Raw genomic sequence first — 13,743 nt, 5'->3', positions numbered from 1 at the left:
TCGGAGCGGTGTTGCTGGCGCTGGCCGGTTCGCTGAGCCTCTCCTCGCCGCAGGCGGTCGCCTCCAGTGATGAGATCGTGGCCGCACGCCAGGCCTCGATGAAGGCTATGGCGGCGGCAGCGAAAACCATCGCCGAGATGTTCGGCGGCAAGCGCGCCTACGACGCCGCCAGCTTCAAGGCGGCGGCGGAGGCGCTCAGGGCCCGTACCGGACCCGCCCTGATGGCTGAATTCCCGGCGGGCACGCTGGGCGCGCCGTCGGGCGCCAAAGCCGAAATCGATCAGGCGCGGCGGGAGTTCGAGGCGCTCGCCAATCACATTGGCGAACTCGCCGATGCATTGGCAGCCAAGGCCGAAACCGCGCCTGCCCGGATCACCTCGGACATGCGCATGGGCGCGATGACGTCAATGGACGGGGGCAGTCTGCTCGGCAAGCGGCTGAAGACAACGGAGGCGGATCCGGCCGGGTTGCCGGCGGAGCATCTTCTGCACCTTATCCTCCAGGATTGCTCAAGCTGCCATTCCAAGTTTCGGCAAAAGGTGAAGTGAGAACCGGCGATCACACCGCCATTTGTTGCCCTCTTGTGCAGCGATGCGGAATGCCAGGAAGGCCACCTGTATCAAGACGCCTTCGCCAGAAAATTCCGATAATCCGACTTGGCCTGCAGCAGGCGCAGCACATTGTCGCGCGAGCCGCGCACATGGGCGCGTGCCAGCGTGCCGGCTCTGGCGGCGTCGCCGGCGCAGATGGCATCGACGATCTCGGCGTGCTCGTCGCGGGCGATCTTCCATTCGTCCAGCCACAACAGTTCGGTCCAGACGTAGTGCTGGCACTTGTCGAGAATGCCGCACAGCATGTTGTGCAGCATGACGTTGCCGCTGATTTCGGCGATGACGCGGTGCAGGTCGATGCCGACTTCCAGTTCCTGGAATTTTTCCCGGTTCGTGCGTTCCGGAATGGCTGCCAGCCGTTCGCATTCGGCCAGCATGGCGCGCAGCCGCGCCTTGTCCTGTTCCGTCGCCGCCGTTGCCGCAAGTTCCGTCGCATGGCCGTCGAGCAGTTCGCGGATCTCGAAGGCCTCGCGGAACATGTTGATGTCGAACTCGGTGACGACATAGCCCTGGCGCGGCCGGCCGGTGACCAGCCCGTCACGCTCGAGGCGATTGAAAGCCTCGCGCACCGGGGTTCGGCTGACCGTCAGCTTCGCCGCGATGTCGTTTTCGGTGACGCGGGAGCCCGGCGGGATCTGGCCGGTCACGATCATCGCCTTCAGCGCGGAGTAGACCGAGTCGCGCAGCGTATTTTTGGTTTCCTTGGCCAAGCTTCCCTTCCCACTTCTCCGGCCTTTCAGCCGGAACACGCATAGCTGTAGCCGCAGTCGGCGCAATTTGCCACGCCTCCGGCGAAGCCGTCCCTCACCAACCTGGTCCGGCACGAAGCGTACATTTCGAGCGCGCCGGCGGTGTTGACAACATCGATCGCTAGGCTACACTCAAAATTGTATACAAAATAGCATGCCAAATCAAAAACAATGGGAACACCGGTTGGAGAGCCGAAAAATGAACAGAACCAGAAACGTTAGCATCGTTGCGATGGCGGGCCTCATGGCTTCGTTCGCAGCCCCCGCCATGGCGGGCGACACTATCACCGTCGCCTCATGGGGCGGCACCTACCAGGAGGCGCAGACCAAGGCGTTTTTCAAGCCGACCGCCGACGCGCTCGGCATCACCATCAAGGAAGACACCACCAACGGCCTCGACGACGTCCGGCTGCAGGTGACCGGCAATGCGGTGAAGTGGGACATCACCGAACTTGGCGCCGACGAATGTGCGCGCGGCTCGAAGGAAGGGCTGTTCGAGAAGCTCGACTACGGCATCATCGACAAGAGCGGCATCAACCCGAAGCTTGTCCACGACGACTGGGTCGGCATTTCCTACACATCCGTCGTGCTGATCTACCGGACCGACGTCTTCGGCGACAAAGGCCCGAAGACCTGGGCCGATTTCTGGAACGTGGAAAAGTTTCCGGGACGGCGCGCGCTGAGCGGCAGCCAGGCGACGGAAACGCTGAGCGTTGCCGCACTGGCCGAGGGCATTCCGATCGACAAGGTCTATCCGGTCGATATCGACGGCGCGTTGAAGTCCGTCGACAAGATCCGCGGCAATGTCGACGCTTGGTGGACCTCCGGCGCCCAGGCCATGCAGCTGGTTAAGGACGGCGAAGTCGACATGGCGAGCATCTGGAACGGCCGCGCCGGCACCTTGAAAAAGGAAGGCGCGCCGATCAGCTTCTCCTTCGACCAGGGCGTGCTGACCGCCGACTGCATGGTCATCCCCAAGGGCGCCAAGAACAAGGAAGCGGCCATGAAGGCGCTGGCGATGTTCGTCAGCCCGCAATTGCAGGTCAATCTGCCGCTCTATGTCGACAATGGCCCGGTCAACGAGAAGGCTTTCGAGACTGGCAAGATCCCGCAGGACAGGATCAAGGACATCAATTCGGCGCCCGAAAACGTCAAGAAGCAGGTGTTGCAGGATGCAGAATTCTGGCGCGACAACCTGGTCGAGGCGACGGAAAAGTTCAACAATCTGATCCAGCAATAGGCTGCGGCCGCAATCCAAACCACGGCAGGGCGACGCCTCGCCCTGCTTTCGCCGCCTCAGCCCCTGGGAGAGAAAAATCTTGTCCATTGCGCCATCCGCGTTGCCGATCGGCATGCGCGGGATCGAGAAACGATTTGGCAGCGTGCCTGTGCTGCGCGACCTCAACCTCGATGTCGAGGCTGGTGAATTCCTGACGCTGCTGGGGCCTTCCGGTTCCGGCAAGACGACGCTGCTGATGATCCTGGCCGGTTTCGTGCGGGCCAATGCCGGCTCGATCAGGGTCGGCGGCGACGAGATCATCACCACGCCGCCGCACAAGCGCAACATCGGCATGGTGTTCCAGAACTACGCGCTGTTTCCGCATATGAACGTCTTTCACAACATCGCCTTTCCGCTGAAGCAACGCGGCGTCGCCGCCGCCGAGACGGCCGAGCGTGTCGAGAAGGCACTCGATCTGGTGAAATTGCAGGGACTGGGCGAGCGCCGGGTCGACCAGCTCTCCGGCGGCCAACGCCAACGCGTGGCGCTGGCGCGCGCCATCGTCTTCGAGCCGCGCATCGTGCTTATGGACGAACCCTTGTCGGCGCTCGACAAGGGCCTGCGCGAGCACATGCAGATCGAGCTGCGCGCCCTGCATCGGCGGCTCGGCATGACCACCGTCTATGTCACGCACGACCAGCGCGAAGCCATCACCATGTCGGACCGCATTGCTGTCATGAACGGCGGACGCATCGAACAGCTCGACAAGCCCGAAAGCCTCTACGCCAGGCCGCAAACGCAATTTGTAGCAGGCTTCATCGGCGAATCGAATTTCATTCCGGTCGAGTGCCGCAACGGCTCCGTCTGGTACGAGGACCGAAGAATCCATACGGCGGCGGCGACGCCGGCGGCAGGCCAGTACCTGATGGTGGTGCGGCCGGAAAAGCTGCGGCTCTTGGCAACCGCCGAACCGACAAGCGGCGTCAACGTGCTCAACGCGACGCTCAGTGACATCATCTATCAGGGCGACAGCTTCGTCTGCTATGCCGTGCTGCGCGACGGCCGGCAGCTGACTTTGCGCGACTATTGCCGCAGCGATGTGCTGGCGAAAATGCCGGCGCCCGGCCAGCCAGTCTCGTTCGGTCTCGATGCGCAGGACACAATCCTGGTAGCGGCAGACTGATGAGCGCGCAGACCGCCGTCATGCAGGAGAATGCCGGCCGCGCGGGCCCGGATTTGAACACGCAGGCGCTGCGCACGGACGCGCGGCGCGAGTCGTTGCGGCTGCTGGCGCTGCTGTCGCCGAGCCTGTTGCTGGTCTTCGCCATCATCATCGTGCCCATCGGCTGGCTGTTCTGGCTGTCGCTGTTCGACGAAGCGGGCGGCTTCAGCGCCGCCAATTATGCGCGATTCTTCGAGCAGGCCTCCTACATCAAGACCTTTGTCACCACCTTCAAGGTCGCCTTCATCGTCACCGGCGCCTGCGTGCTGCTCGGCTATCCCCTGGCCTACATGCTGTCGCAACTACCGCGCCGCGCGGCGTCGATCTGCCTGATCTTCGTCATCCTGCCGTTCTGGACATCGGTTCTGGTGCGCACCTATGCCTGGCTGGTGATCCTGCAGCGCAAGGGCCTGATCAACAGCTGGCTGATCGACCTCGGTGTGATCAGCCAGCCGCTATCGCTCGCTAACAATTTTTCGGGCGTCGTCATCGGTATGACGCATATCCTGCTGCCGTTCCTGGTGCTGCCGCTTTACGCCTCGATGAAGACAATCGACACCGACTGCCTGCGCGCCGGCATGAACCTCGGCGCCGGCCCGGCCGCCACCTTCCGGCAGATCTTCTTTCCGCTGTCGCTGCCCGGCCTCGCCTCGGGCGTGGTCATCGTCTTCGTGCTCTGCCTGGGCTTCTTCGTCACGCCTGCGCTGATGGGCGGCGGCAAGGTCATCATGTGGGCGATGCGCATGGAACAGACCACCAGCCTCTATTCCAACTGGGGCGCGGGTGCAGCACTCGGCGTGGTGCTGCTGGTGGTCACGCTGGCGCTTCTCGGCCTGTTCCAGTGGCTGCTCGGCGCGCGCGCCACAGGTGTGTGGAGTTCGCGATGAGCGAGGATTTTGGCCTGCCTATCTCGCACCGGCAACGGCTGTGGCTCTATTGCCTCGGCGGCCTCGTGCTTCTGTTCCTGATCGCGCCGTCGATCATCATCGTCATCATGTCGTTTTCGGACTCGACGCTGCTGCAATTCCCGCCGCAGCAATGGTCGCTGCGCTGGTACCACACCTATTTCGGGTCGCTGGAATGGCGCGACGCCACGATCGTCTCGGTCAAGGTCGCGATCATGACGGTGCTGGTGGCGACGCCGCTTGGTACTGCCGCAGCCTATGCCATCAACCGGGGCACGCTGCGCTTCAACGGCACCATCAATGCGCTGCTGACGGCGTCGCTGATCGTCCCGGTGATCCTGATCGGCATCGGCACCTTCTTCCTCTATGCGCGCATCGGGCTCAACAACACGCTGACCGGCCTGGTCATCGCGCACACAGTGCAGGCGCTGCCGCTGGTGGTGCTGACCGTGCTTTCCGGGCTGCGCTCCTACGACATGAACCAGGAGCGGGTGGCGCGCAGCCTTGGCGCCGGCCGTGTCGCCGCCTTCTGGCAGGTGACGATGCCGCAGATCCGCTTCTCGATCGTCTCGGGCGCGCTGTTTGCCTTCATCACCTCCTTCGACGAGGTGGTGGTTTCGCTGTTCATATCGGGCGGCGAGACCACGACATTGACGCGCCGCATGTTCAATGCGCTACGCGATCAGATCGACCCGACGATCGCCGCCATCTCGACCTGCCTGATCGTGCTCTCGGTCGTGCTGTTGTCGGTTGCGCAGATCTTCGGCCGGCGGCATTGATTCACCAGACGAATTCGCAGAAGTGACCCATGGGATATCCAGACAGAATGCGTGATTTCCAGTTTCCCGGCCGCTCGCCGGTTCGTGCCACCGAGGCGGTTGCCGCGACCTCGCATCCGCTTGCAACCCTTGCGGCCATCGACATGCTGCGCTCAGGCGGCAATGCCATGGATGCCGCGGTCTGCGCCGCCGCCGTGCAGGGCGTGGTCGAGCCGCAATCGACAGGCATCGGCGGCGACTGCTTCGTGCTCTATTCTCCCGGGGGACAAGGCAATGTGCTGGCCTTCAACGGGTCCGGCCGCGCGCCTGCCAGGGCGACAGTCGACTGGTACCGCGAAAAAGGCTTCGACCGCATCCCGTTGCAGGGGCCGCATGCGGTCACCGTGCCGGGTGCCGTCGATGCCTGGAGCCGTCTGCTCGAAGACCATGGCCGCAAGGGCCTTGCCGAGGCGCTGGCGCCGGCCATCCACTATGCCGAGAACGGCTATGTCGTGCACGACCGCGTCGCCTTCGACTGGGCCGAACCGGAAACCGACCTGTCGGCCGACGAGCACGCCACGCGCATCTTCCTGCCCGGCGGCAAGGCGCCGAAGGCGGGTGACGTCCACCGGCAGCCTGAACTGGCGGCGACCTTGCGCATCATCGCCAAACACGGCCGATCCGGTTTCTACGAAGGCGCTGTCGCCGACGATATGGTGAGCCGGCTCAACGCATTGGGCGGACTTCATTCGGCCGAGGATTTCGCCGCGACCCGAGGCGACTATGTGGCGCCGGTCAGCACCTCCTATGGCGGCCATGAGATCCACCAGATGCCACCAAACAATCAGGGGCTGACGGCGCTCTTGATGCTCAATTTATTGTCGGGCTTCGAGCTTGGCGGGCTCGACCCCAATGGCGCCGAGCGCCTGCATCTGGAGATCGAGGCCGGGCGCCTGGCCTATCGCGACCGCGACCGCTATGTCGGCGACCAGGACCATGTCCCAGTGCCCGTGAAGCAGCTCCTGTCCGGCGCCTATGCCGACCGGCTGCGCGCCGAGATCGACCGCGGCCGCGCCATGACGCATCTGCCGCGCGTGGAGCTGCCCGGCAGCGATACGGTCTACATCTCCATCGTCGACCGCGACCGCAACGCGGTCTCCTTCATCAACTCGACCTATTATTCGTTCGGCAGCGGCGTCGTCGGCCCGAAGACCGGCGTCGTGCTGCAGAACCGCGGTTCGAGCTTCCGCCTCGACCCGGCGCATCCGAACGCGATCGCACCGGGCAAGCGGCCGATGCACACGATCATGCCGGGCATGGCGACGAAGAACGGCCGCGTGGTGATGCCGTTCGGGGTCATGGGCGGCGGCTATCAGCCGTTCGGCCATGTCCATCTGCTGACCAACATGATCGACTTCGGCATGGACCCGCAGCAGGCGCTGGATGCGCCGAGGGTGTTTTACAATGACGACACCGTGGAGGCCGAGCGTGGCGTTCCCACCGAGGCGATCGAGGGCCTGCGCCGGCGCGGCCACCGCATCGCCGAACCGCATCACCCGCTGGGCGGCGGGCAGGTGGTGCTGATCGACTGGGAGAAGGGGACGCTGACCGGCGCTTCCGATCCGCGCAAGGATGGTTTGGCGCTTGGCTACTGAGGCGATCCGTTGTCCAATGGCGTATCCGTATCGAGGCAAGCCCGTCAGAAGGGCTCCCGCCAATAGTCGTTCGAAATCCAGCCGGTGATCATGACCCAAACCGAAACCCACGCAGATCTCTCCCGCCGTCTCGCCGCCGGCGCCGACGATGCGCCCGCCATCCTGGCACCCGACAGGGCGACGCTTAGCCATGGCGAATTGCGCAGCCTGATCGCCGATACGGCAAAACAGCTGCATGCGCGCGGCATCGGCCGCGGCGACAGGGTGGCGATCGTGCTGCCGAACGGGCCCGAGATGGCCACCGCCTTCGTCGCCGTGGCGGCCGTCGCCTCGACGGCTCCGCTCAACCCCGCCTACCGGGCCGACGAGCTGGATTTCTACCTGACCGACATCGGCGCCAAGGCGATCCTTGTCGGGGAGGGCGAGACCGGACCGGCTGTGACGGTGGCCGAACGCCTCGGCATCGGCGTGCTGCGGCTTATCGTGCAGCCCGGCACACCCGCCGGCAGCTTCACGATCGAGGGCGCAGCGATCGGACCGCAGGCCGCGCCCGACATGGCGCAAGACAGCGACATTGCGCTGCTGCTGCATACCTCCGGAACGACATCGCGTCCAAAACTGGTGCCGCTCAGCCATGCCAACATCGCGGCCTCGGCTGCCCATATCGGCGGCACGCTTGGCCTGACGCCAGATGACCGTTGCCTCAACATCATGCCGCTGTTCCACATCCACGGCCTGATCGCGGCCGTGCTGTCGTCGCTGGCTGCCGGTGGCAGCATCTACTGCACGCCGGGTTTCAACGCGCTGCGCTTCTTCCAGTGGCTGAGCGAGGCGCAGCCGAGCTGGTACACGGCGGTGCCGACCATGCATCAGGCGATCCTGCCCCGCGCGGCACGCAACACCGAGGCGCTGGCGGCGGCGCGTCTGCGCTTCATCCGCTCATCCTCGGCGTCGCTGCCGGCGCAGGTGATGACTGAGCTGGAGGCGACCTTCGGCTGCCCGGTGATCGAATCCTACGGGATGACCGAGGCCGCCCACCAGATGGCATCGAACCGGCTGCCGCCGGGCCAGCGCAAGCCCGGCAGCGTCGGCGCCTCCGCCGGTCCGGCCGTGGCTGTCATGGCGCCCGACGGGCGGCTGCTCGCAGCCGGCGAGACCGGCGAGATCGTCATTCGCGGACCCAACGTCACGACGGGCTACGAAAAGAACCCGGATGCCAATGCCACGGCTTTCGCGCATGGCTGGTTCCACACTGGCGACCAGGGCGTGCTCGACGAAGACGGCTATCTCAGGGTCACCGGTCGGCTCAAGGAGATCATCAACCGCGGTGGCGAAAAGATCTCGCCGCTCGAGGTCGACGACGTGCTGATGGACCATCCGGCGGTGGCGCAGGTCGTCACCTTCGCCATGCCGCATGACAAGCTTGGCGAGGAGGTGGCCGCGGCGGTTGTGCTGCGCGAAGGCATCAGTGCCACCGAGGGCGACATCCGCACCTATGCCGCGACACGGCTTGCCGATTTCAAGGTGCCGCGCAAGATCCTGATCCTGGACGAGATCCCCAAGGGTGCGACCGGCAAATTGCAGCGCATCGGCCTTGCTGCCAAACTCGGGCTTTGACGATGAAGATCACCATCTTCGGCGCCGGTGCGATTGGCGGCTATCTTGCGGCCAAGCTCGCCATCACTGGGCGGACCGATCTTTCGATCGTCGCGCGCGGCGCCCATCTGGAAGCCATCAAGGCGGACGGCCTGCGCCTGATCGAGGATGGCCAGGAGATTTCGGTCCCCGTCCGGGCCGCCGCCAAAGCCAACGAGCTTGGCGCCCAGGATTACGTCGTGCTGGCGCTGAAGGCCCATTCTCTCTCCCCAGCCCTTGACCAGATCGCGCCGCTGCTTGGGGACCACACATCAGTCGTCACCATGCAGAACGGCGTGCCCTGGTGGTATTTCCACGGCGTCGGCGGGCCGCTCGAAGGCACCAGGCTGAACGCGGTCGACCCCGGCGGCGCGATCTGGCAGCGGATCGGACCGGACCGCGTCATCGGCTCGGTCGTCTATCCCGCGGTCGAGGTCGATGCGCCGGGCCTCATCCGCCATGTCGAGGGCAAACGTTTCTCGCTCGGCGAACCCTCCGGCGAGCGCAGCGAACGGGTCACGCTTCTGGCCGAGGAGATGGTCAAGGCCGGCCTGCAAGCGCCGGTGCGCGAGGACATCCGTAGCGAAATCTGGGTAAAACTGTGGGGCAACCTCTCCTTCAACCCGATCTCGGCGCTGACCGGCAGCACGCTGGCCGCGATCGTTGCCGACGATGGCACCCGCACGCTGGCCCGCACCATGATGCTGGAGGCGCAGGCGATCGGCGAAAGCCTCGGCGTGCGTTTTCCCATAGCGGTCGACCGGCGCATCAAGGGCGCCGGCGATGTCGGCGAACACAAGACCTCGATGCTGCAGGACCTGGAGCGCGGCAGGCCGATGGAGATCGACGCGCTGGTGAGCGCGGTGCAGGAACTTGGCCGGCTCACGGACAAGCCGACCCCGACCATCGATGCCGTGCTGGCGCTGGTGCGGCGGCTGGCGGTGGAACGCGGGTGTTATGGGTGAGATGGAAGGACAGGGCAAATCAGAGCCGTGGCGCGCGACGATCCAGGCCTTGAAGCGTCTTGGCCTCATATCCCGGCTTGACCAAGGTTAGCAGCATGCTGAACGCCATTCACCACGTCGCGCTCATCTGCACCGACTACGACCAGTCGCGACGGTTCTACGTCGAACTCCTCGGCCTCGATCTGATCCGGGAGGTTTATCGGGAGGAGCGGCAATCATGGAAGGCGGATCTGCGGATCGGGTCGGCCCAACTGGAATTGTTCTCCTTCCCTGCACCAGCGATGCGGCCATCCCACCCAGAGGCTACAGGCCTGAGACATCTGGCATTCGCCGTGGCTAATCTTGAGCCCGTAATTATCCGCCTGGAAGCCGCAGGCGTTGCCGTCGAGCCAATCCGGATCGACCCATACACAGACCAACGGTTTACCTTTTTCAGGGACCCGGATGGATTGCCGCTGGAACTCTACGAAGCACCATAAGGAACGGTTCGCTTTCACGACGGGCGCTGTGTACTGACGGTCTCGGTATCGGCGGACCGCGAATCTGTGCTAAGCGCCGCCCAACCAACCAAAGGACGACACCAATGAGCGAACTGACCGTGGCCGAGGCGACCGAGAGCATCTATGCCTCGCTCCGGGCGGACAATGCCGACATCGACACACATATCGCGGCGCTTAAGGCGGCGCTGACGCGAGAGGGGATCAAACAGGCGGTGTTCGATCCGGCCAAGCTGGCGCAGAACAACCGCTCGGGCCGCAAGTTGATGCAGGCTTATTTTCGGCAGCGCGGCGTGAGCGTGAAGTTCTCGGACCAGTAGAACCGCGCGGGCGATCTCAATCGCGCGATTTGGTTGGTTTCGGACGCAAGTTCCCCGACGCTTCGGGCCATCCCTTTTGACCGGCTCAATAACAGCGATCTGCCGCCGCAAGTGCATCGACGCGGTGAGCTTGGTCCAGTGCGCCAATCCGTCGGACTGACGCATAGAACCTGACATAGTCGCCCGAACACAAGTCGAACAGGCGCAGAAACGCGGTCACCCGATCGCTATAAACGGACGTCGCGGCGAGCTTTGCGTTGTTGATCGGGGAAGCGAACCAGGCGTCGTATCCCCGGTATCGGCCCCAGCGCCTGTCGCGCATGTGTCGGTAGCGCATCCGCAGCCGTTCAATCGCGGCCGTCTTCGCGGCCAGTTTTTGCTCCGAGGTGCCGGCGTTGGAATAGACTTGCGCCAACTCGTCCCGGGTCCGCGACACCAGCGCAAGAAATTCAGCTTTTCGCTTCCGGGCGGCTTCGTAACGGCGCAACGCGGCGGCATCGCCAGTCGCGCGCAGCCATTTTTTCACGCCGGTTGTTTCGACGGCGACAGCGAACGCCTCGTTGAATGCGGAATCGTCGTGCACGTAGACGCGCTGGTGGGCCAGTTCATGGAACACCAGCGCTGCGAGATTGGTTTCATCCTGGCCGAACATCGTGCTGAGCAGCGGGTCGCTCGACCAGCCAAGCGTGGAATATGCCGTGATGCCCGTCACATAGACGTCCATGCCCTGTCCTTGAAGTTCGACAGCGGTTTCAGTCGCGGACTTCCTGGAGAAATACCCCCGGTAGGGAACACAGCCGAAAACAGGGAAACACCATGTTCGCGGCGTCAGCGAAAATGCCGGCGCGGCGAAGACGGCCCATGTCACCGAGTCCCGACCAATGTCGACATAGCTGCGGTAGCTGTTGTTGTCAGGCAGCGCCAGTTCATCCGTTGCGAACTGTCGTATAGCGCTCGCCGATGCCATTCGCGCGCGCAATGCCTTCGGCGTCGACGGATCCTCGATCAGTTTTCCGACATCCTGGCGCGCCGTCATGATCCGCACATGGCCCTGCACGGATTGCGCGTAGTAGGAAATACTGGTGCAACCGGTCACGCCGGACGCCACGATTACAACGACAAGCAATCGAAAGAATGCGCGCATCACGATTTGCCCAAAGCAGTGCTCACCCGTTCCGATGGAGTCGCAATTGCCCCAGGTCGCAAGCAGTCGCATCGATTTGATCGAGGTCTATAGCTTTCTGAAGTATCCGGACAGGTGCTCATTGGGGAGACGCATGCGTCATCACGCGCAAGCCGCGTCCCATCAACCTGCAGCTGATCAGTCCTTTCCCGCCCGCTTGAAAATCCGCGCGTAAAATTCGCCGACGATGCCGCGCCGGAAGACGAGCACGCACACCATGAAGATCAGGCCAGTGGCGATGGTCACCGGAAAGCCGGAAGTGGCAAGCGTGTTTTCCAGGCCGATGACAAGGCTGGCGCCGATGATCGGCCCGACCATGGTGCCGATGCCGCCCAGAAGCGTCATCAGGATCACCTCGCCCGACATCTGCCAGGTGACGTCGGTGAGCGTGGCGAACTGGAAAACCATCGCCTTGAGCGAGCCGGCCAGCCCGGCCAGCGCCGCCGACATGACGAAAGCGCCGAGCTTGTAGTTGGCGACGGAATAGCCCAGCGAAATGGCGCGATTCTCGTTTTCGCGGATCGAGCGCAGGATCATGCCGAACGGCGAATTGACGATGCGCCAGATGGCGAAGACGCCGACGAGGAACACCGCCAGCACGAAATAATACATGTTCAGCGAGACGTTCAGGTCGAGGACGCCCAGCAGCATGCCGCGCGGCACACCTTGGATGCCATCCTCGCCTTGCGTGAACGGCGCCTGCACGCAGAAGAAGAAGAACATCTGCGACAGCGCCAGCGTGATCATGGCGAAATAGATGCCTTGCCGGCGAATGGCGAAAAAGCCCATGACAAGGCCGAGCAAGGCCGCACCCGCCATGCCGAGCAGAATGCCGGCTTCCGGCGGCCAGCCCCAGACCTTGACGGCATGCGCCGTGAAGTAGGCGGCGCCGCCGAAAAAGGTGGCGTGGCCGAACGACAGCAGCCCGGTGTAGCCAAGCAGGAGATTGAACGCACAGGCAAACAGCGCAAAGCACAGCATCTTCATCAGGAAGATCGGATAGACCAGGAAAGGCGCCACCAGCAGCGCCAGGATGCCGAGCCCGACCAGCGTCCATTCAAGCCGCGCCGAGGTTTTGGCCGATGTCTCGCGAAGCGTCAGTTCCGACATGTCAGATGTCCCTTCCGACATGTCAGGCGTCCCTTCCGAACAGGCCGGCCGGCCGGACCAGAAGCACGATGGCCATGATGACGAAGACCACGAGGTTGGAGGCCTCAGGATAGAAGACCTTGGTCAGGCCTTCGGCAAGGCCGAGCATGTAGCCGGTGACGATGGCGCCAAGGATCGATCCCATGCCGCCGATCACGACGACGGCGAAGACGACGATGATGAGATCCGACCCCATAAGCGGGCTCACCTGATAGATCGGCGCTGCCAGAATTCCGGCAAGCCCAGCCAGCGCGGAGCCCAGACCGTAGGTCAGGGTCAGCAGCAACGGCACGTTGACGCCGAAAGCCTGGACGAGGCGGGGATTCTCCGTCGCGGCGCGCAGGTAGGAACCGAGCCTGGTCTTCTCGATCAGCACCCAGGTTCCGAAGCAGACGATCAGCGAGGCGACGACGACCCAGCCGCGATAATTGGGCAGGAACATGAAGCCGAGATTGGTGCCTCCCGAAAGCAGCGGCGGGACGGCGTAGGGGTTTCCCGAGACGCCGTAATAGTAGCGGAAGATGCCTTCGAGCACGAGCGCGAGGCCGAAGGTGAAGAGCAGCCCGTAGAGCGGGTCGAGATCGTACAGCCGCGACAGCGCCAGGCGCTCGACCACGATGCCGAAGACACCGACGATCAGCGGCGCAAGGATCAGCGCCGGCCAGTAGCCGATGCCGAGATGGGTGAGCAGCAGATAGCCGACGAAGGCGCCGAGCATATATTGGGCGCCATGGGCGAAATTGATGACCCGCAGCAGGCCGAATATGACGGCCAGGCCCAGGCTCAGCATGGCGTAGAACGAGCCGTTGATCAGGCCGACCAGCAACTGGCCGAGGAAGGCCTGAACCGGGATTCCGAAGATCATCGTCATGGCG

The 13,743-nt window shown here is 63.9% G+C and carries 14 protein-coding genes; 10 read left to right on the top strand and 4 right to left on the bottom strand.

What is annotated here, in order from left to right; genetic code table 11:
* Positions 1–8: 8 nt before the first annotated feature.
* Positions 9–548, top strand: a complete 540-nt coding sequence (locus tag AC0L24_RS14820) for a cytochrome c (RefSeq protein WP_473563973.1) — start codon at positions 9–11, stop codon at positions 546–548.
* A 71-nt stretch (positions 549–619) separates the two neighbouring features.
* On the opposite strand, the gene AC0L24_RS14815 is transcribed toward AC0L24_RS14820, so the two are convergent.
* Entirely contained in the window at positions 620–1,321 is a 702-nt protein-coding gene (locus tag AC0L24_RS14815) for a GntR family transcriptional regulator (RefSeq protein WP_127268040.1), read from the bottom strand.
* A gap of 238 nt (positions 1,322–1,559) precedes the next feature.
* Between AC0L24_RS14815 and AC0L24_RS14810 the strand changes: the two genes are divergently transcribed.
* The 9 genes from AC0L24_RS14810 (at position 1,560) to AC0L24_RS14770 (ending at position 10,536) form a co-directional block, all read left to right on the top strand.
* The gene (locus AC0L24_RS14810; RefSeq protein ID WP_473563902.1) at positions 1,560–2,600 is read left to right on the top strand and encodes an ABC transporter substrate-binding protein; all 1,041 of its coding nucleotides are present in this window, start codon (positions 1,560–1,562) and stop codon (positions 2,598–2,600) included.
* 79 nt (positions 2,601–2,679) lie between these two features.
* Complete coding sequence (locus AC0L24_RS14805) at positions 2,680–3,762, top strand: ABC transporter ATP-binding protein (RefSeq protein WP_127398375.1); 1,083 nt, start codon at positions 2,680–2,682, stop codon at positions 3,760–3,762.
* A complete protein-coding gene (locus AC0L24_RS14800; RefSeq protein WP_127380931.1) occupies positions 3,762–4,688 on the top strand; it encodes an ABC transporter permease in 927 nt (308 codons plus the stop codon). The genes AC0L24_RS14805 and AC0L24_RS14800 overlap by 1 nt, the downstream gene beginning before the upstream one ends.
* Positions 4,685–5,485 carry an ABC transporter permease gene (locus AC0L24_RS14795; RefSeq protein WP_473563901.1) on the top strand — a complete coding sequence of 267 codons (801 nt, stop codon included), beginning with the start codon at positions 4,685–4,687 and terminating at the stop codon, positions 5,483–5,485. Before AC0L24_RS14800 ends, AC0L24_RS14795 begins: the two co-directional genes overlap by 4 nt.
* A gap of 47 nt (positions 5,486–5,532) precedes the next feature.
* Positions 5,533–7,119 carry a gamma-glutamyltransferase gene (gene ggt / locus AC0L24_RS14790; protein ID WP_473563900.1) on the top strand — a complete coding sequence of 529 codons (1,587 nt, stop codon included), beginning with the start codon at positions 5,533–5,535 and terminating at the stop codon, positions 7,117–7,119.
* Positions 7,120–7,209: 90 nt separating this feature from the next.
* Positions 7,210–8,736, top strand: coding sequence for an acyl--CoA ligase (locus AC0L24_RS14785; protein WP_473563899.1), 1,527 nt, complete (start codon positions 7,210–7,212; stop codon positions 8,734–8,736).
* 2 nt (positions 8,737–8,738) lie between these two features.
* Positions 8,739–9,719, top strand: coding sequence for a 2-dehydropantoate 2-reductase (locus tag AC0L24_RS14780; protein ID WP_127808389.1), 981 nt, complete (start codon positions 8,739–8,741; stop codon positions 9,717–9,719).
* 95 nt (positions 9,720–9,814) lie between these two features.
* On the top strand, positions 9,815–10,198 hold the full coding sequence (gene gloA2 / locus AC0L24_RS14775; protein ID WP_127328086.1) for an SMU1112c/YaeR family gloxylase I-like metalloprotein: 384 nt from the start codon (positions 9,815–9,817) through the stop codon (positions 10,196–10,198).
* Positions 10,199–10,302: 104 nt separating this feature from the next.
* A complete protein-coding gene (locus tag AC0L24_RS14770) occupies positions 10,303–10,536 on the top strand; it encodes a hypothetical protein (protein WP_127267610.1) in 234 nt (77 codons plus the stop codon).
* Positions 10,537–10,621: 85 nt separating this feature from the next.
* Here AC0L24_RS14770 and AC0L24_RS14765 read toward each other — a convergent pair whose 3' ends face one another.
* The 3 genes from AC0L24_RS14765 to AC0L24_RS14755 all read right to left on the bottom strand — a co-directional run bounded on the left by AC0L24_RS14765 (position 10,622) and on the right by AC0L24_RS14755 (position 13,739).
* Positions 10,622–11,680 (bottom strand): aminopeptidase, encoded by a 1,059-nt coding sequence (locus tag AC0L24_RS14765; protein WP_127811286.1) that lies wholly within the window; start codon positions 11,678–11,680, stop codon positions 10,622–10,624.
* A gap of 177 nt (positions 11,681–11,857) precedes the next feature.
* Entirely contained in the window at positions 11,858–12,829 is a 972-nt protein-coding gene (locus tag AC0L24_RS14760) for a branched-chain amino acid ABC transporter permease (RefSeq protein WP_127808390.1), read from the bottom strand.
* 22 nt (positions 12,830–12,851) lie between these two features.
* Positions 12,852–13,739 carry a branched-chain amino acid ABC transporter permease gene (locus tag AC0L24_RS14755; protein ID WP_127808391.1) on the bottom strand — a complete coding sequence of 296 codons (888 nt, stop codon included), beginning with the start codon at positions 13,737–13,739 and terminating at the stop codon, positions 12,852–12,854.
* Positions 13,740–13,743: the final 4 nt, after the last annotated feature.

Source organism: Mesorhizobium sp. WSM4809 (assembly GCF_055811655.1).
The sequence above is the reverse complement of the archived record's forward strand: the minus strand, read 5'-3'. Positions and strand labels throughout refer to the sequence as shown.